The following is a 17,650-nucleotide window of genomic DNA, read 5'->3' as shown; positions in this document are numbered from 1 at the left end:
AGACAGATACATGAAGGAATCGTGTATCCACATGGATGGTGAATTTTGTTATCAGGATGATAACGCGCTTAAGGAAAGCCAGCTTAGGATTAGCTGCAGACACAGGATGTGTGAAGGACAGTGAAAATTCATCAGGATGATGAAGAACAACAATCTTTGGCAAGGAAAGCACCAATAACAAAAGGATTATTGTCAAACCGGGATGTTTTTAAACTGGTTACGGACGACTAGACAGAATTTAGCCAGCGATGGCAACTCATAGAGCGATAGGCGTAAGCCTGTCGCTTTTTTCTTTATGGCGTTTCTGTTATGTTTCAGCCCATTCTTTGCTAAAGGAAGGGAGTTATCATGCAGACATGTCCACTTTGTGATTGTGTTGCGGTTACGGCTTTTTTTAAAGATCGCCTGAGGCCGTATTATCACTGTTCCCAGTGTACATTGATTTTTGCCGATCCTTCCTTTCAGCTGTCTGCTGAGCAAGAGAAAAAGGTGTATCAACAGCACCAAAATAACCCCCTCGATCAGGGCTATCGTCATTTCCTTAATCGATTAGCGGCCCCCTTAATGGCTAAATTACCCGCCCCTCCTTTATATGGGCTAGATTTTGGCAGCGGCCCAGGACCGACATTATCCGTAATGTTGAGCGAGATGGGGTATAATATGACGATATATGATCCCTATTTTGCTTATGAGCCATCAGTATTAAGGCAAGAGTATGATTTTGTTACTTGTACTGAGGCAATTGAGCACTTTAATACGCCTGCTAAGGAATGGGGGCAGCTAGTGAATTTGGTTAAAGCCGGCGGTTGGCTGGGGATAATGACCAAACTAGCACCTAATACTGATGATTTCGCACATTGGTATTATAAAAACGACCCAACCCATGTGAGCTTCTTCAGCCGTGAGACGTTCCGCTATTTAGCGCGGCGTGACGGACTGGAAGTTGAATTTGTTGGCAATGATGTAATTTTGCTGAGGAAGACCCAGTAATGACTCGTAAGAAAAAAGCCCGTAAAGTCGGCAGTGAAGGCCCTGCGGTATATCGCGAAAAATCAGCTTCGCAAACTGAACTCGATGCACGTAAACGTCAGAAAGACAAAAAGCGTAAAGGGTTAAAATCAGGTAGCCGTCACTCAGCGGGTCTTGATGAGCAACAAAAAGGCAAAGGCCGTGCGAAAGATCCACGCCTAGGCAGCAAAAAGCCAATTCCACTGATTGTGGAAACTAAGCCGAAAAGTAAAAAAGAGCGTCGTTTAAGTGCAGAGCAAGAGCTTGCAATGCTAGAAAATGATGCACAGCTAATGGTACTGCTTGACCGTATTGAAGCGGGTGAGTCACTAGGTGCTGGTTTACAAAAACAAGTCGATGATAAGTTAGATCGTATCGAAAGACTGATGAAACAATTGGGGCTTCTAGATGAAGAACCTGTTGAAGAAGCGATGCCTATCGCGAAAGGTCCTAAATCGGATGATGACCTGCTTGATCAGTTTGAAAATATGGGTTTTGACGATTTCGACAAGGAGTAACCCTTGCAGAATATGACACTGTGGTTAGGTCTTGCTGGGAGTATCGTGACGGTACTCGCGTGTTACGCAGGCTATTTGTTATTTAAACTGTACCAACAAACTCAACGCCATAAAGCATTCCTTGCTCGTGCAGAAGCGGAACAAGGTGAAAAGCTCAAACAACGCAATGCTACAATTATGGAAAGCGTGTTTATTATCGCTGACGCGGGTAAACAGGCGCAGTGTGATATGTCGGAAATCTCAATTCGACTGTATAAGCTGATGGAAGTCTTGCAAGGTGAGAAAGCGATTAATTTTGCACAAACTTACCCAGCAATGAACGAGCTTTACCAAGTAGTGAAAGACATGCCACGAGGTGAAGCGCGTAAGACAATCCAAAAGCAAGAGCGTATGAAGCTGGATTTAGAGCGAATGAAAGCGGAAGCGCGTTTGCAAGACAGCATTAAGCTGGAGCTTGATGCGATCCTCGCAATGAAATAAAAGCACCGCCTTGAAACACGTAGTGATCAAGGCGGGGTTTATTCTTCTGGTAACACGTAAGTGTTCTACATCTTTACTGACTTGTGGCACACTTAGCCATTAACAAAATCCCTACACTATTGGAATTACGCCATGTCGAACGAGCAGATTATTTGGGATCAGGCACTGATCGAAAAGTATAACTATTCAGGGCCGCGTTACACCTCATACCCAACCGCACTGGAGTTTCATCAAGGTTTCACCGAGGCGGAGTTTGACAGCGCGTGCGCACAGTACCCTGACCGTAAACTGTCGTTGTATGTGCACATTCCATTTTGTCATAAGCTTTGTTATTACTGCGGTTGTAATAAAATTATTACCCGTCATCAACACAAAGCCGATCAGTACCTTGATGTACTAGAGCAAGAAATTCGTCAACGCGGCAAGACCATGGGTCAACGTCAAGTGAGCCAGCTTCACTGGGGCGGTGGTACACCCACGTTTTTGACTAAGCCGCAAGTGACACGATTAATGTCGATTTTACGCGAGCAATTCACCTTTGATGCCGATGCTGAAATCAGTATCGAAGTTGACCCGCGTGAAATTGAATTGGATATGCTGGATCACCTCCGTAGTGAAGGGTTTAACCGCCTGAGTATTGGGGTGCAGGATTTCAATAAAGAAGTACAAAAACTGGTTAACCGTGAGCAAGATGAAGAATTTATTTTTGCCATGGTACAGCGCGCGAAAGAGTTGGGTTTCCGCTCGACGAACCTGGATCTGATCTATGGTCTACCGAAGCAAAATCAGGCGTTATTTGCTGATACCTTAAAGCAAGTGCTTGAGATGAAGCCTGGCCGTCTTTCTGTGTTTAACTACGCACACATGCCAAGCTTGTTTGCCGCGCAGCGTAAAATTAAAGATGAAGACCTGCCAGCCGCGAAAGAAAAGCTCGCGATGTTGCAAGATACGATTGCTACCTTAACGGGTGAGGGGTATCAATTCATCGGTATGGATCACTTTGCGTTGCCTGAAGATGAATTAGCGGTGGCACAGCGTGAAGGTATTTTGCACCGTAACTTCCAAGGTTACACCACCCAAGGTGATTGTGATTTACTTGGCTTTGGTGTGTCGGCAATTTCGATGATTGGTGATTGCTACGCGCAGAACCAAAAAGAACTCAAAGCGTATTACGCGGATGTGAATGATCACAACCATGCTTTGTGGAAAGGGGTCGGTTTAGACGCGGATGATTTACTACGCCGTGAAGTGATTAAAGCGTTGATTTGTAATTTCCAGTTAGACAAGAAAGCGATCGAAGCTGAGTTTAATCTCGATTTTGATAGCTACTTTGCAGAAGATTTAGAGTTACTACAAACCTTCATTAACGATGAGTTGGTGACTGTGAGCGATGATCTGATTTTTGTTGAGTTAAAAGGCCGCCTATTGATCCGCAATATTTGTATGTGTTTTGATAAGTACCTGCGTGACCGAGCTCGTCAGCAGCAGTTCTCTCGCGTTATCTAGGGTTAAAGCTTAAGTTGCAAAAAAGCCGCGCTATCTCAGATAGTGCGGCTTTTTTAATGTGCCTTCAAACTTGGTTTAGTTTGAAAACATATTTACTGCGGCTATTAAAGCCAGTACCCCAGCTGCAAAATGGTTAATACCACCTGCGGCTAAATCACTGACGGCTGGCATAGCCACGCTGACTGAAAGTAGGCTTTCAAGCATGGAATTTCCCCACAATGACGTTATTAAACCGACTACCGATAGCAATATCGGCAGCTGAAAACTGTAAAGTGGGCGTATTCTACGCGAAATATTGCTATTGGAAACTGTTTTTGCGCAATATTTCATCAATTTATTAAGCGCGTTTGGCCGCTTTATCTTTTAGGTTTTGCTTTTCACTGTCTGATAGGAACGCCAGTTCCAAACCGTTGATTTGGGTTTGGCGAATTTGATCTTGGCTAAGACCTACTTTTGGTGCTGCGACTTCGTATTCGTATGGCAGCTCTATGCCTTCTACAGCAGGATCATCGGTGTTCAGACAAGCAAGAATACCGTGGTCAAGGAATTGCTTCACTGGGTGAGATTGGTATGACTCAACAGTACTGGTTTGAATGTTAGATGTTAGGCAAGATTCAATACCGATCTTGTTTGCTGCGAGGTAATCCATCAGTTTTGGATCGTGAATCGCTTTGACGCCGTGACCAATACGTACCGCGCCAAGCTCTTGAATCGCTTGCCACATGCTCTCAGGGCCTGCTGCTTCACCTGCGTGAACTGTCACACGAAGGTTGGCATCACGAACTTGCTTGAAGTGTTTAATAAACTGATCGCCTGGCTGGCCCAGTTCATCACCTGCGAGATCGATAGCAACCAAGTTTTCTTTTTGAGTTAGCAAGGCATCCAACTCTTGCTGGCAAGCCTCAATCCCAAACGTACGACTCATGATACCAATCAGGTTTGCTTGTACATCGAAGTCACGACAGCCTGCTTTTACCCCATCAACCACGGCTTCAACCACGCCAGCAACAGGTAGGTTGTGCTTCATGGCCATGTAATATGGTGAGAAACGTAATTCGGCATAGTCGATTTGGGCATTCAGTGCATCTTCTACGTTTTCGTAGGCCACACGGCGACATGCATCGAGATCGCCCAGTACAGCAACACCCCAGTCGAGTTTAGACAGGAAGGCCACCAAACTTGGCTCAGCTTCGACGATTTGTACGTGTGGGCGCAGCGCTTCAATATCATTGGCTGGTAGGGTCATACCAAATTGCTGACCAAGCTCTAAGATAGTTTGGATACGGATATTACCGTCAAGGTGGCGGTGAATATCAGTAAGAGGAAGGTGCTTAGTAATCATAATTATGGGTGCCCCAATTGAAGTCTGAGAAAATTTGGTGCGTTATTATACGCAAAGCAGAAAATACTATCAGTATAGTCATTGCTGATATTCAGCTAACTGATGATTGTTTGTTGGTTTGTTTACCATTTCTGTTGACCATTCGCTCAATGGTTGAGGTTTGGCATAGTAAAAGCCTTGCGCATAGCGACAACCTAAGGCTTTGAGTTTGGCTTCTTGCTCGGCTGTTTCTACCCCTTCCGCCACTGTGTCTGCTTGGAAGTTTTTCGCCATAGTAATAATGGCAGCCACCACAGCGCTGTAATTGTCTGTTGCCATCATTTGATTAACAAATGAACGGTCTATTTTAAGGCTGTTAAAGGGTAATTGGGTCAGGTACGCCAACGATGAATAACCCGTGCCAAAATCGTCAATGGCAATATGGATCCCTAATGCTTGAATTTGATTTAATACATGGGTGGTCAGTAACGGCTGGCTGACTAAGCGTGACTCAGTGACTTCGAGTGTCAGGTTCGCGGGGGGGAGCTGAGTCTTTTCTAATACCACTTCAAGTTGTTCAATAAAGCCTGCTTGTAGCAATTGGCAGACCGATAAATTGACATGCAAGGAGAAGTCGTGAGGCCAATCACCAGCTTGAATTTGTTGGTAAGTTTGCTGGCAAGCTTGGTACAAAATTTGATGACCTATCTCGATGATCATGCCGCTATCTTCAGCAAGCGGAATAAATTTAATCGGTGGTACTAAGCCACGACTCGGGCTATTCCAGCGAACTAAAGCCTCAGCACCACAGATTAGATTGCGGTGTAAGTCGATGATTGGCTGGTAGTACACCTCGAACTCATGGTTGTCGATAGCGTGCTTGAGCTCTGCGGTTAATCGAGTTTGCTCAATGGATGCTGTCATCATGCGAGCTTGGTAATGGCAATACAGTGGATACTCGTGTTGTTTGGCTTCACTGAGTGCCAAGCTGGCATTACGAATCCATTCATTGATGCCATTTTCAGGCAAGGGCCCAGACACTGTGCCTGCTCGTGCACGTAGCATGACATCAATACCATCGATCATGAAAGGACGGTGGAACATTTCTAAGGCGTGTTTTGCCAGTTGCTCAATTTGTTCCGTTGTGGTGATGTGCTGGCTAAATAGTGCAAATTCATCGCGACCCACACGGCTTAGTTGGATATTGCTTGGCACGACCTGTTGGAAGCGGGTCGCAATTTGTACCAGCAACTGATCGCCATTGATGTGACCCAAGCTATCGTTAATATTTCTAAATGATTTCAAGCCAATAAGCACTAACCCAGCTTCGCTGCCTACACGTAGTTTACTGGTGTTTTCGACTAAACCTTGCTGACTCAATAGCCCAGTTAAGCTATCAAATAACACATGTTTTCTTAGTGAGTTAAAGGATTGCTGTAAGCGGTGAGACATTGATTTAATGGAGTTGATCAGTAGCTGAGTTTCTTTGAGTGATACTGTTTCTCGGACAGGAATTTCCCAGTGACTTTCAGTGAGCTTTTTCGATGCCTCTGCGATCTCTGTAATAGGGCGGGTGACTTGCCCTAATACCGACAAGCCAATTAAGAGGGCGCCACCACCGAGAATTAAGGCGGCAATCAATCCCATCATTTGTTGCTGTGGCAGCTGTCCCAATAAATCAGTTTCTGCGGTAGTGACCACGATCGACCAATTCAAATTGTATTCATCTTTGTAAGGCGTAATGCGACCGAAATAGCGTGCATCCTTGTACGAAAAAGAGAAGCCTGTACTGCGATTTAGCCTATTAAGTTGATGGTTCTGAATATACTGGCCACTTGCCGCGATGAGGGGAGAGGTGCTGTTTGAGGGATGTAGCCGTTTGAAGGCGCTGCTTAATATTTTTTGATTTTCTGATGTGGCGACCAATAGACCTTTATCATCCAGAATGTAGGTTGTGCCCGTGGTTGAACGTGCATCGTTGGCAAGAAAATCATTGATGTGGTTGAGATTAATATCGGTGACTGTGACGCCAATAAGACGATTATGCTGCATGACAGGGGATGCAGCAGAAATGGTCAGAGTTTGATTCTCATCCATATTGGTATAAACATCAGACCAACCAGCTTGAAGGCTGTTGGCAAAGGGGGCATACCAAGGGCGCTCTAGTGGGTTGTAATTTTTGATTTTATGGCTGGTCGGGTGGTGGTAGCTATTACCATCAAAGATATATAAATCTTTGGCGGTACGCTGATCTTTCAGTAGTAACGAGTACTGGTGGTCTTTTTCTTTGCGATAGCCAACGAGGTATTTATCTTCACTGGCAAACGCGATGGTGTTGATTTGTTCTTGGCTGATGTAAATGGAAGAAATGGCGTCGTATAAATAGCCTTCAAGCACTGTCAGGGTCGGTGGTTGATATAAACGGTGCCGTTGGATGCTGTCGGCTAAGGTTTGATTGGTTTTAAACGGGTCACCCAGAAACAAATTTAAATCGTTACTGATATTTTTGGTGTACGACGATAAGAGCTTGTTACTGACTTCTGACAACATACGCTCGTAACTATTATGCTGCGCGATTGCAATGACGCCTACGGTTAAGAGTAGGATCAAAGTAAAAGGTAACATCACCGCAGTGCGAAGTGTCAGCGTAGGAAGGCGTATCATTCTTATTAGAGAGTCGTACAGTATATGAGATAAGGAATAGTGGCTTATCTTGAATATCGATGCAACCAAACCCGTCGAAAAGACGGGCATTTTGTTGCTAGTAAATCGGCTTTTTATCATAAAACCGTACGCGCATTTCATTCGTCAATGAATTGGGCGAGTAACCCTTCTAATACTAGGGTATTGAGTATGAGAAGGGCTTGTGACTTAGGGGCAAAGGCTGAACACTGGACTAGTGAATATCCAGCTCTTTGAGTTTCCGTGTCAGGGTATTACGTCCCCAGCCGAGTAGCTTGGCGGCTTCTTGTTTATGGCCATGGGTATGTGCCAATGCGGTATCGAGTAAAATCTTTTCAAAGGCCGGTAAGGCTTCGCTGAGTAAGTCATGCTCACCGTGACTCAATGCGTCTTTTGCCCAGTTTGCCAGTGCGTGGTGCCAATCAGGCTGATCGCCCGTTTGTACCGCCGTTGTTGGTTGACTCAATTCAGGTGGCAGATCCGCGGGTAGAATTTCTTTACCGCTGGCCATGACAGTGAGCCAGCGACAGGTATTTTCTAATTGACGTACATTTCCCGGCCAATCTAAATCGGACAGTATCACTTCAGTACTGGGATGCAGGGTTTTCATCTCAACGGCTAATTCATCTGAAGCACGTTGTAAGAAATGCTGGGTGAGCTGCGGGATATCTTGGCGACGATCTTTGAGAGCGGGCAAGTGTACACGAATAACATTGAGGCGGTGGAATAAATCCTCGCGAAAATCCCCCTCGGCGACAAGGCGTTCAAGGTGCTGGTGAGTTGCCGCAATGATCCGTACATCCACATTCACGGGAGAGTGACCACCGACCCGATAAAACTGCCCATCGGCTAATACGCGTAACAAACGGGTTTGGATGTCGAGTGGCATATCGCCAATTTCATCCAGAAAAAGTGTGCCGCCATTGGCTTGCTCAAAGCGACCTTGGCGTACGCTGTTTGCTCCTGTGAAGGCGCCTTTTTCGTGACCAAATAGCTCTGATTCAATGAGATCTTTCGGAATAGCTGCCATGTTTAAGGCGATGAAGGCGTTATTTTTTCTTGGGCTATGGCGGTGCAGCGCGTGCGCGACCAACTCTTTACCTGTGCCTGATTCACCGTTGATCAGCACTGAAATCGATGAGCGGGATAAGCGACCGATAGCGCGAAAGACTTCTTGCATCGCTGGTGCTTCGCCGATGATTTCAGGCGCGGGTTTGAGCACTTGTTCGGGTTGCTGACGTTTTTGTTCTTGGCTGTGGCTGACGGCACGCTCAACCAAACTGACAGTTTCATCAATATCAAAAGGCTTAGGGAGGTATTCAAAGGCGCCTTCTTGGTAGGCATTGACCGCCGCATCCAGATCAGAATGGGCTGTCATGATGATAACAGGTAAGGTCGGGTGATCTTGCTGTAAGCCTTTCAGCAGTGTGAGGCCATCGGTGCCTGGCATACGAATATCAGAGACGAGTACATCGGGTACGCTACGCTCTAATGCGTCGAGCACGCTGTCCGCATCGGCGAAGGTCTCGCAGCGCATGCCTGCGGCAATTAAGGTGCGTTCTAACACCCAGCGGATTGAACTGTCGTCATCGACAACCCAAATCATTCCTTTGCTCATATGTGCCTCCTAAGTCGGTTTTACCAAGTTATTGTGATTGTTTTATCGGAAGAAAGATGGTGAATTGGGTATGACCGGGCCAACTTAATACCTCAATTTTCCCTTGGTGCTGATCGATGAGATTACGCGCTATCGATAACCCCAGCCCTGTTCCGCCATCACGGCCGGTGACCATGGGGTAAAATAAGGTGTCTTGAATATCACTTGGGATCCCTGGGCCATTATCAATAATGTCGATTTTTGCGGCGACGCGAAAACGCTTACCGTGAATCAAAGCTTGATGGGCGGTACGTGTTTTCAGTGTGATATGGCCTTGCTCAGTATCACGCAATGCGAGCGCAGCATTACTGACAATATTGAGTAGCGCTTGTTCGAGTTGCTCTGGATCCATAGTGAAATCGGGCAGGCTGGGATCATAGTCACGGGCAATCGTGATGCCATCGTTATTGTCGAGGCTCACAAGCTGGCGCACTTTCTCTAACACGACGTGAATATTATCGACCTGACGATTGCCTGGGCGCTGAGGTCCTAATAAGCGATCGACTAAGTTTCTTAGCCTGTCCGCTTGTTCGATGATCATTTGGGTGTATTCGGTATAGCTGGGATCGGGCAGGGTTTTCTCTAGTAGCTGTGCCGCACCACGTAAGCCTCCTAAGGGGTTTTTGATTTCATGTGCTAGCCCTCGCACCAGCTCTTTGGCGGCTTGTTGCTGTACGTACTGGCTTTGCTCTTGGCTAATTCGACGTTGCTGATCGATAGGCTTGAGTTCCAATAAAATCAGCAGCTCTTTTTGCCATGAGACCGGACTGGCGTTGAGTTCTAAGGTGTGATGACGACCATCGATGACAAAGGAAACATCGCTGTCAGCAAGTCCTTGTCCACTTTGTAAGGTTGCTTGCACTAAACCAAGATCGAGTGATGAGTGCTGCAATAGGTCAGGAAAGTGACTGTGAGTGAGTCGTCGCTGACTGGAAGCAAACAGCTGCTCGGTCGCAGGGTTAACATAGCGAATGGTTAACTCTTCATCGAGCAGCAGGATCGCAGTTACCAGATTGTCTAAAATTAGCGGCGTAAATTCAGCAGTCACGATTATCTTCCTTGTGGTGCGCCATTCTGAAGTATGCCCTCAGAAATCCGCATTGCACTATATTGGTGCAATCAAGTGTAACCTGTCTGCCTGCAGAGTGATAGCTATGTGGTTAGCACTGTGCGCATGCTCCCTAATGGTAGCGGTTATGGCCCCCTAGGATGCAGGCGCGAAGCACGATGCAGAAAGACAGTTATCTTTTCTGACGATGCAATAACCTTGCCGTATTTTAATAACTTAACTTGAAGTTGATGACTGCCACGATCGATATCCACTAAGCGCCAATCGAGCCGTGTTTGGCTTTTGCCATAGGCTTTACCATCGAGATACAACTTAGCAGTATGCCCTTTATCCATAGTGCGATTGGCAACGGCAGACAGCGTAATGATGCCTTCATTATTGCGAATGGTTTGTTCATGCAGCGGTGACATGATTTGAATACTGGATGTTGTGGTGTGCTTGGGTAACTCAGTGTCAAACAGTAGGTGGCGCTCTTCTTCATGCGCAGTCGTGTTTGGGGGAGAGGGAGGTTGCGGTGTTTTGGGGGCCGGTGTTGGTACGCTGATGTTGGCTTCTGTGGCTTGGTCATTGGGTTGATCAGAGAAATGGACGGTGCCGTGTTCGTCGGTCCACGTATAGATTTTAGCGTGGGCAAAGGTGGTGAGGCTGGCAATAAGTAGAGCAATGACCGGAAACCATGGTTTGAACACGCGATAACCCACAGACAAAGAAGGAATAGCTTGAGGTTAGCGATTAGGAAATTAGGGGCAATAATAAAACAACCCGCCTGTGAGGCGGGTCGAAGTCTTAATTACTGATTTATTTATCAGTTACTTATACTGAGTAGTAAAGTTCAAACTCAAGTGGGTGCGTGGTCATGTTCACTCGTGCAACATCTTGAGATTTTAGCTCAATGTAAGAGTCGATAAAGTCATTAGAGAACACACCGCCAGATGTTAGGAACTCACGGTCTTCGTCTAGTGACTGTAGTGCGCCCTGTAGTGATTCAGCAACGGTTGGGATTTCTGCTGCTTCTTCTGCTGGTAGGTCGTACAGATCTTTATCCATCGCTTCACCCGGGTGGATTTTGTTCTGGATACCGTCTAGGCCAGCCATTAGCATTGCGGCGAATGCTAGGTATGGGTTTGCTGCTGGGTCACCGAAGCGTACTTCGATACGACGTGCTTTCGGGCTAGGTACAACTGGAATACGGATTGACGCTGAACGGTTACGTGCAGAGTAAGCCAGCATTACTGGTGCTTCGAAGCCTGGGACAAGACGCTTGTATGAGTTTGTTGCTGGGTTAGCAAAGGCGTTGATGGCACGTGCGTGCTTGATGATACCGCCAATGTAGTAAAGCGCCATTTCAGATAGGCCGCCGTACTTGTCACCAGCGAACAGGTTTTGACCGTCTTTAGCGAGTGACATGTGAACGTGCATACCGCTGCCGTTATCACCCACAAGTGGTTTAGGCATGAAGGTCGCAGTTTTACCAAAGGCGTGTGCAACGTTGTGAACAACGTATTTGTACACTTGGATTTCATCTGCTTTGGTTGTTAGGGTATTGAAACGCGTAGCGATTTCATTCTGACCCGCCGTTGCCACTTCGTGGTGGTGAGCTTCAACAACCAGTCCCATTTCTTCCATGATTAAACACATAGCAGAGCGGATGTCTTGTGATGAATCAACCGGTGCAACAGGGAAGTAACCGCCTTTCACGCCAGGACGGTGGCCTTTGTTACCGCCATCGAAATCAGAACCTGTGTTCCAAGCGGCTTCTACGTCATCAATCTTGAAGAAAGAGCCTGACATGTCAGTGTTGAACTTCACGTCATCAAACAAGAAGAACTCTGGCTCAGGACCAACAAGCACATTATCTGCAAGACCTGTTGAGCGCATGAACTCTTCGGCACGTTTCGCGATAGAACGAGGGTCACGGTCGTAGCCTTGCATAGTTGCAGGCTCTAGGATGTCACAACGAATATTCAGTGTTGCATCTTCCGTGAATGGGTCAAGTACCGCGCTTGATGCGTCTGGCATCATCACCATGTCTGATTCATTTATGCCTTTCCAGCCAGCAACCGATGAACCATCAAACATTTTACCTTCTTCAAAAAAATCGGCGTCGATTTGGTGAGAAGGAATAGAGATGTGCTGCTCTTTACCTTTGGTATCGGTAAAACGTAGGTCAATAAACTTAACTTCATTTTCCTGGATCAGCGCTAGTACGTTTTCAACTGACATCTTGAGTAACCTCCGGTGTTAGATTGGGCAACTGGCCGCAAAACTTGTTCATTGCTCATTATGAGCTATCTGATTTAGGTTAAGCGAAAAGTGTGCCAATTTTTAAAGCCCCAAAAACTGCCCTATTTTGGTGTTCTTGAGGCGATGGGAATCCATTTCTGCACAATTATGGTGAATAGCCTGCACCAGTTTGGTGCGGTTTGGCTGTTTGCCACCTTTTAGTGCGCCTACTACCTTATCGTAGGCGGGGTCGTTGTCAATTCCATTACTGGATGAACTTTCGCCGTTATTTTTGTATTCAGAGAGAAATGGTAGTGCCTTTTCAAGTGCTTATTCGAGCGATAAAGGCCGCATTTATAGGGGCTAAGCATCATTTCCATCATTTAATTCAAAAAGCTGGTGATATAAATCACATAATTCGTGGGTTTTGGCGTAAAATCTGTTAGATTATGAGCCGTTTTTTTAACCAAGTAGCTACCCGATGGTTGCTGCATGTTCTGAGTGAATGTGAAATCCATGTCTAATCAACAGATCGATAAACTAAGAAATATCGCAATTATTGCTCACGTTGACCACGGTAAAACTACCCTGGTTGACAAACTGCTTCAGCAGTCTGGCACGCTTGAGTCTCGCGGCGAAAGCGAAGAGCGTGTTATGGACTCGAATGATATCGAGAAAGAGCGTGGCATTACCATTCTTGCTAAGAACACAGCAATTAACTGGAATGATTACCGCATCAACATCGTTGATACCCCAGGACACGCCGACTTCGGTGGTGAAGTTGAGCGTATCATGTCGATGGTTGACTCTGTGCTTCTTATCGTTGATGCGGTTGATGGCCCAATGCCACAAACGCGTTTCGTAACGCAAAAAGCGTTCGCTCACGGTCTTAAGCCTATCGTTGTTATCAACAAGATTGACCGTCCTGGTGCACGTCCTGAGTGGGTTATGGATCAAGTATTCGACCTATTCGACAACCTAGGTGCATCTGATGACCAACTAGACTTCCAAGTTGTTTACGCATCTGCGCTAAATGGCTGGGCAACGCAAGAAGAAGGCGAAACAGGCGAAGACATGGAACCATTGTTCCAAGCTATCGTTGATAACGTTGCAGCGCCAGACGTTGACGTTGATGGTCCGCTTCAAATGCAAGTATCTCAACTTGATTACAGCTCTTACGTAGGTGTTATCGGTGTTGCTCGTGTTACACGTGGTTCTGTTAAGCCAAACCAACAAGTAACTATCGTGGGTGCTGACGGCAAACAACGTAATGGTAAAGTGGGCACAGTAATGGGCTACTTAGGCCTAGAGCGTCACGACGTTGAAGAAGCTAAAGCGGGTGATATCATCGCTATTACAGGTCTTGGTGAGCTGAAAATCTCTGACACCATCTGTGATCAAAACGCAGTAGAAGCACTACCTGCACTGTCTGTTGATGAACCAACAGTAACAATGACGTTCCAAGTAAACACTTCTCCGTTCGCGGGTAAAGAAGGTAAGTTCGTGACTTCACGTAACATCCTTGAGCGTCTTCAAAAAGAATTAGTACACAACGTGGCACTTCGCGTTGAAGAAACTGATAACCCAGATCGTTTCCGTGTATCAGGTCGTGGTGAGCTTCACCTATCTATCCTGATCGAAAACATGCGTCGTGAAGGCTTCGAGCTAGCTGTATCTCGTCCAGAAGTAATCATCAAAGAAGAAGATGGTCAACTAATGGAACCGTTTGAAGTGGTAACCATCGACGTACTGGAAGAGCACCAGGGTGGTATCATGGAAAACATCGGCCTACGTAAAGGTGAGCTGACTGACATGGCACCAGATGGTAAAGGCCGTGTTCGCATGGACTTCATGATGCCTTCTCGTGGTCTTATCGGTTTCCAAACTGAGTTCATGACACTGACTTCAGGTTCTGGTCTTATCTACCACTCTTTCGATCACTACGGTGCTCACAAAGGCGGTACAATTGGTCAGCGTAACAACGGTGTTCTAATCTCGAACGCGACAGGTAAAGCCCTAACTTACGCACTATTCAATCTTCAAGAGCGCGGCCGTCTATTTGCAGAGCACGCTGATGAAGTATACGAAGGTCAAGTTATCGGTATTCATAACCGTTCAAACGACCTGACAGTTAACTGTCTTAAAGGTAAGCAGCTAACTAACGTTCGTGCATCTGGTACTGATGAAGCTCAAACGCTTTCTCCTGCTATCAAGTACACACTTGAGCAAGCACTAGAATTCATCGATGATGATGAACTAGTAGAAGTAACACCAGAAAGCATTCGTATTCGTAAGAAACTGCTTACTGAAAACGATCGTAAACGTGCAAGCCGTACTGCTAAGTAATTAGCTTCAGCTTCCGTTAAAAATCCCTCCATGGCGTATGCTGTGGAGGGATTTTTTATACCTAAATTTTGGGATTCTCCCCTCATGCAGGGGCGAGGTTTGGTATGATAGTCGGGACTTTATAAAGGAAGAGTACAATGCAACCAATCATCATTACCGGTGGCCCAGGCGCAGGGAAAACAACGTTACTTAATGCGTTGGCGAATAAGGGATATCTGGTCTTTCCTGAAGTGTCACGTACGTTAATTCGCGATCAGGCTCAGCAGCCGGATGGGGTATTACCGTGGACCAACTTACCCGCATTTGCTGAACTTTGCCTAACGGCGATGAGTGGTCAGCGTCGTGAAGCGCTTCGCAATACCATGCCTGCGTTTGTTGATCGCGCTATCCCTGATATTTGCGCTTATCTCATCCTCGGTGGTTGCGAGGTGACAGCGCAATACCAAGAAGCGGCGGCAGGTTATCATTCGCGTGTTTTCTTCTGCGCACCGAACCAAAGTATTTATGTCCAAGATGACGAGCGCCCGTATCCGTTTGAGGAAGCACAAGGTATTCATCAACAGCTTGTATCGACGTATCAATCGTTGGGGTATGAAGTGGTTGAAGTGCCGTGGGGTAGTGTAGAAGAGCGAGCCAATTGGGTACTGACTCGCTTGAATGAGCGTTAGTGGTGTTGTCGCCTGCTAGGCTTTTTTAAGTTGGGCAATAAAACGCTCTGATTCTGAAATAGCGGTTTCCATATCTTTGATCGCGCGCTGAATATCACGCTGCAAATCATTGAATTCACTTTGTAGCGAGCCAATAGCTGCTGCATTCAGGTTATGCTTTAGGTACAAGGTATTGTCGCGCAGCGTATCAAGAACAGGGGCCATTTTTTGTTCAGCGCGGTGCATCGCACTGAGCATGGTTTGGTAAGAGGCTTTAGTCGAACGCAATTTAGCTTGGCTATCGCGTTTTAGCTTCGCGCTTGAGTAAAGGTCGAGCTCTTCTTGCCATTCTACAAAGAGTGCATCCGCCACGTCTTCGATAGCGGCAATACGGCTGCTGACTTTATCTGCCGCATCGACACTGTCTTCGTATTGGTCGTTGATACTGTTATATGCGGCCTCAAGCTCACCACCATCGAATTGGTTAAGCGCTTTGAGGGCATCTAATGCGCTGGTGAATTGTTGCTGAGCATCTTGTTGTGCTTCAGAGGCTTCTTCGACGCGATCGACCATAATATCGCGCTTATGAACGCCGACTTGCTCCATCGCGGAATAATAAGCACTCTGGCAGCCTGAAAGTAACGATACACTTAATACCAGTGCTAGCAAGTAAGGCATAGACATACTCCTTGTCGTAAAAAATCTTGCTGATTCGGTGGGTTGGCGAGTTAAACACATAATTTAACCAATAGATTAAATGAATATGGCTGACAACAAGACAACTAGCAAGTTGCAATTATTGGAGCGGGTCAAGGTAGGGTTTGCGTTCTTGCGTTACCTGCAACAACGTGCCACCCATGATCGATTAACGGTGACGGCGGGCTCTATGGCTTACGTGACCTTGCTATCGTTAGTGCCGATGATAACCGTGGTGTTGTCGGCACTGTCTAGCTTCCCTGTGTTTGCTGGATTAGGCGAATTATTGCAAAACTTTGTGATTGAAAACTTTGTGCCCGCAGCGGGTGAGATTGTAAAGACCTACCTCAATGAATTTGTTGCCAATGCCGGCAAGATGACGGCCGTTGGTATCGGCGCCTTGTTTGTGGTGGCCATGATGCTGATTTCTACCATCGACACGGCGTTGAATTATATTTGGCGTATACGCGAAAAGCGTCGCCCTGTTATCTCTTTTTCTATCTATTGGATGGTGCTCACCTTGGGCCCGATTTTAGTGGGGTCGAGTATTGCGGTGAGTTCATACCTAGGATCGCTGAATTTACTGGGCAGTGAATTGGTGAATGGCTTTTTTCAGCAAATGCTGCGTGGTTTACCCGTGGTGATGTCGAGTTTAGCCTTTCTGGGGTTGTATTTGTTGGTGCCGAATACCAAAGTGAAGTTCAATCACGCTTTAATTGGTGCGCTGATCGCCAGTGTCTTGTTTGAAGCCAGTAAAAAAGGGTTCGCCCTCTATATTACGAATTTTCCGTCTTACCAAGTGATTTATGGTGCATTGGCGGTGATCCCAATTTTATTTGTATGGGTTTATTTGTGTTGGTGTATTGTATTGCTGGGGGCTGAAATTACCGCTAGCCTCGGTGAGCGATCGCAGTGGTGTCCACTGCAACATGAGCGCGCCACAACACCGCCATGTCCGAAAAATAAGACGACAGTGTCGGAAAATGATGTAGATACTAAAAAGGAAAGAACGGAATGATTGCGCTTATTCAACGCGTTAGTGAAGCCAGTGTGACTGTGGATGGTCAAGTTACAGGAGCAATTGGTAAAGGGTTATTAGTTTTGCTTGGCGTTGAGAAAGACGACGATGAGAAAAAAGCGCAACGATTACGTGACAAAGTGTTGGGCTATCGCGTGTTTGAAGATGACGCGGGTAAGATGAACCTTAACGTTCAACAAGCGGGTGGCAGTGTGTTGGTGGTGTCTCAGTTTACGCTGGCCGCAGATACTAATAGCGGTATGCGTCCTAGCTTTTCAAAAGGTGCAGCGCCTGCTGATGCGGAACGACTGTACGAATACTTTGTCGAATGTTGTAAGGGTAAAGAAATCCAAACTGAAACGGGTATCTTTGCTGCTGACATGAAAGTGGCACTGTTAAACGATGGTCCAGTGACATTCTGGCTTCAGGTATAGCCTTGTTCGATGTGGCTGTGGGTAAGGTAATCAAGAGAGGGAATT

The 17,650-nt window shown here is 46.3% G+C and carries 16 protein-coding genes; 8 read left to right on the top strand and 8 right to left on the bottom strand.

The features are described from left to right. Nucleotides 1–348 precede the first annotated feature (348 nt). From OCU77_RS16710 to hemN, 4 genes are all read left to right on the top strand, one after another. Complete coding sequence (locus tag OCU77_RS16710; RefSeq protein WP_048900012.1) at nt 349–990, top strand: class I SAM-dependent methyltransferase; 642 nt, start codon at nt 349–351, stop codon at nt 988–990. After that, nucleotides 990–1,526, top strand: coding sequence for a Der GTPase-activating protein YihI (yihI, locus tag OCU77_RS16705; protein WP_048900013.1), 537 nt, complete (start codon nt 990–992; stop codon nt 1,524–1,526). The genes OCU77_RS16710 and yihI overlap by 1 nt, the downstream gene beginning before the upstream one ends. Nucleotides 1,527–1,529: 3 nt before the next feature. After that, complete coding sequence (locus OCU77_RS16700) at nt 1,530–2,006, top strand: DUF2489 domain-containing protein (protein ID WP_084711849.1); 477 nt, start codon at nt 1,530–1,532, stop codon at nt 2,004–2,006. A 132-nt stretch (nt 2,007–2,138) separates the two neighbouring features. Beyond that, on the top strand, nt 2,139–3,512 hold the full coding sequence (gene hemN / locus OCU77_RS16695; RefSeq protein ID WP_048900015.1) for an oxygen-independent coproporphyrinogen III oxidase: 1,374 nt from the start codon (nt 2,139–2,141) through the stop codon (nt 3,510–3,512). A gap of 75 nt (nt 3,513–3,587) precedes the next feature. Here hemN and OCU77_RS16690 read toward each other — a convergent pair whose 3' ends face one another. From OCU77_RS16690 to glnA, 7 genes are all read right to left on the bottom strand, one after another. Next, nucleotides 3,588–3,716, bottom strand: coding sequence for a hypothetical protein (locus OCU77_RS16690; protein WP_261855995.1), 129 nt, complete (start codon nt 3,714–3,716; stop codon nt 3,588–3,590). Between the two features lie 133 nt (nt 3,717–3,849). Continuing rightward, nucleotides 3,850–4,854 carry an adenosine deaminase gene (gene add, locus OCU77_RS16685; RefSeq protein WP_048900016.1) on the bottom strand — a complete coding sequence of 335 codons (1,005 nt, stop codon included), beginning with the start codon at nt 4,852–4,854 and terminating at the stop codon, nt 3,850–3,852. Nucleotides 4,855–4,932: 78 nt separating this feature from the next. Next, nucleotides 4,933–7,497 (bottom strand): bifunctional diguanylate cyclase/phosphodiesterase, encoded by a 2,565-nt coding sequence (locus tag OCU77_RS16680; protein WP_107303104.1) that lies wholly within the window; start codon nt 7,495–7,497, stop codon nt 4,933–4,935. A gap of 232 nt (nt 7,498–7,729) precedes the next feature. Continuing rightward, nucleotides 7,730–9,133 carry a nitrogen regulation protein NR(I) gene (glnG, locus tag OCU77_RS16675; protein ID WP_048900017.1) on the bottom strand — a complete coding sequence of 468 codons (1,404 nt, stop codon included), beginning with the start codon at nt 9,131–9,133 and terminating at the stop codon, nt 7,730–7,732. A 28-nt stretch (nt 9,134–9,161) separates the two neighbouring features. Further along, nucleotides 9,162–10,220, bottom strand: a complete 1,059-nt coding sequence (gene glnL, locus OCU77_RS16670) for a nitrogen regulation protein NR(II) (protein ID WP_048900018.1) — start codon at nt 10,218–10,220, stop codon at nt 9,162–9,164. Between the two features lie 146 nt (nt 10,221–10,366). Further along, complete coding sequence (locus tag OCU77_RS16665) at nt 10,367–10,930, bottom strand: DUF4124 domain-containing protein (protein WP_048900019.1); 564 nt, start codon at nt 10,928–10,930, stop codon at nt 10,367–10,369. A 124-nt stretch (nt 10,931–11,054) separates the two neighbouring features. Beyond that, nucleotides 11,055–12,464, bottom strand: coding sequence for a glutamate--ammonia ligase (gene glnA, locus OCU77_RS16660; protein ID WP_107303105.1), 1,410 nt, complete (start codon nt 12,462–12,464; stop codon nt 11,055–11,057). A 516-nt stretch (nt 12,465–12,980) separates the two neighbouring features. Between glnA and typA the strand changes: the two genes are divergently transcribed. After that, the gene (typA, locus tag OCU77_RS16655; RefSeq protein ID WP_048900020.1) at nt 12,981–14,810 is read left to right on the top strand and encodes a translational GTPase TypA; all 1,830 of its coding nucleotides are present in this window, start codon (nt 12,981–12,983) and stop codon (nt 14,808–14,810) included. A 137-nt stretch (nt 14,811–14,947) separates the two neighbouring features. Beyond that, nucleotides 14,948–15,478, top strand: a complete 531-nt coding sequence (locus OCU77_RS16650; RefSeq protein ID WP_048900021.1) for an AAA family ATPase — start codon at nt 14,948–14,950, stop codon at nt 15,476–15,478. A 15-nt stretch (nt 15,479–15,493) separates the two neighbouring features. Here the strand turns inward: OCU77_RS16650 and OCU77_RS16645 are convergent, their stop codons facing one another. Continuing rightward, complete coding sequence (locus OCU77_RS16645; protein WP_048900022.1) at nt 15,494–16,135, bottom strand: DUF2959 domain-containing protein; 642 nt, start codon at nt 16,133–16,135, stop codon at nt 15,494–15,496. An 85-nt stretch (nt 16,136–16,220) separates the two neighbouring features. On the opposite strand from OCU77_RS16645, the gene OCU77_RS16640 reads away from it, so the two are divergent. Both OCU77_RS16640 and dtd read left to right on the top strand, forming a co-directional pair. Then, the gene (locus OCU77_RS16640; RefSeq protein ID WP_048900023.1) at nt 16,221–17,171 is read left to right on the top strand and encodes a virulence factor BrkB family protein; all 951 of its coding nucleotides are present in this window, start codon (nt 16,221–16,223) and stop codon (nt 17,169–17,171) included. After that, complete coding sequence (dtd, locus tag OCU77_RS16635; protein ID WP_048900024.1) at nt 17,168–17,605, top strand: D-aminoacyl-tRNA deacylase; 438 nt, start codon at nt 17,168–17,170, stop codon at nt 17,603–17,605. Before OCU77_RS16640 ends, dtd begins: the two co-directional genes overlap by 4 nt. Nucleotides 17,606–17,650 lie beyond the last annotated feature (45 nt).

The sequence above is a fragment of the Photobacterium swingsii genome, assembly GCF_024346715.1.
GTDB classification, from domain to species: domain Bacteria; phylum Pseudomonadota; class Gammaproteobacteria; order Enterobacterales; family Vibrionaceae; genus Photobacterium; species Photobacterium swingsii.
This window is presented reverse-complemented; position numbering and strand designations above follow the sequence as displayed.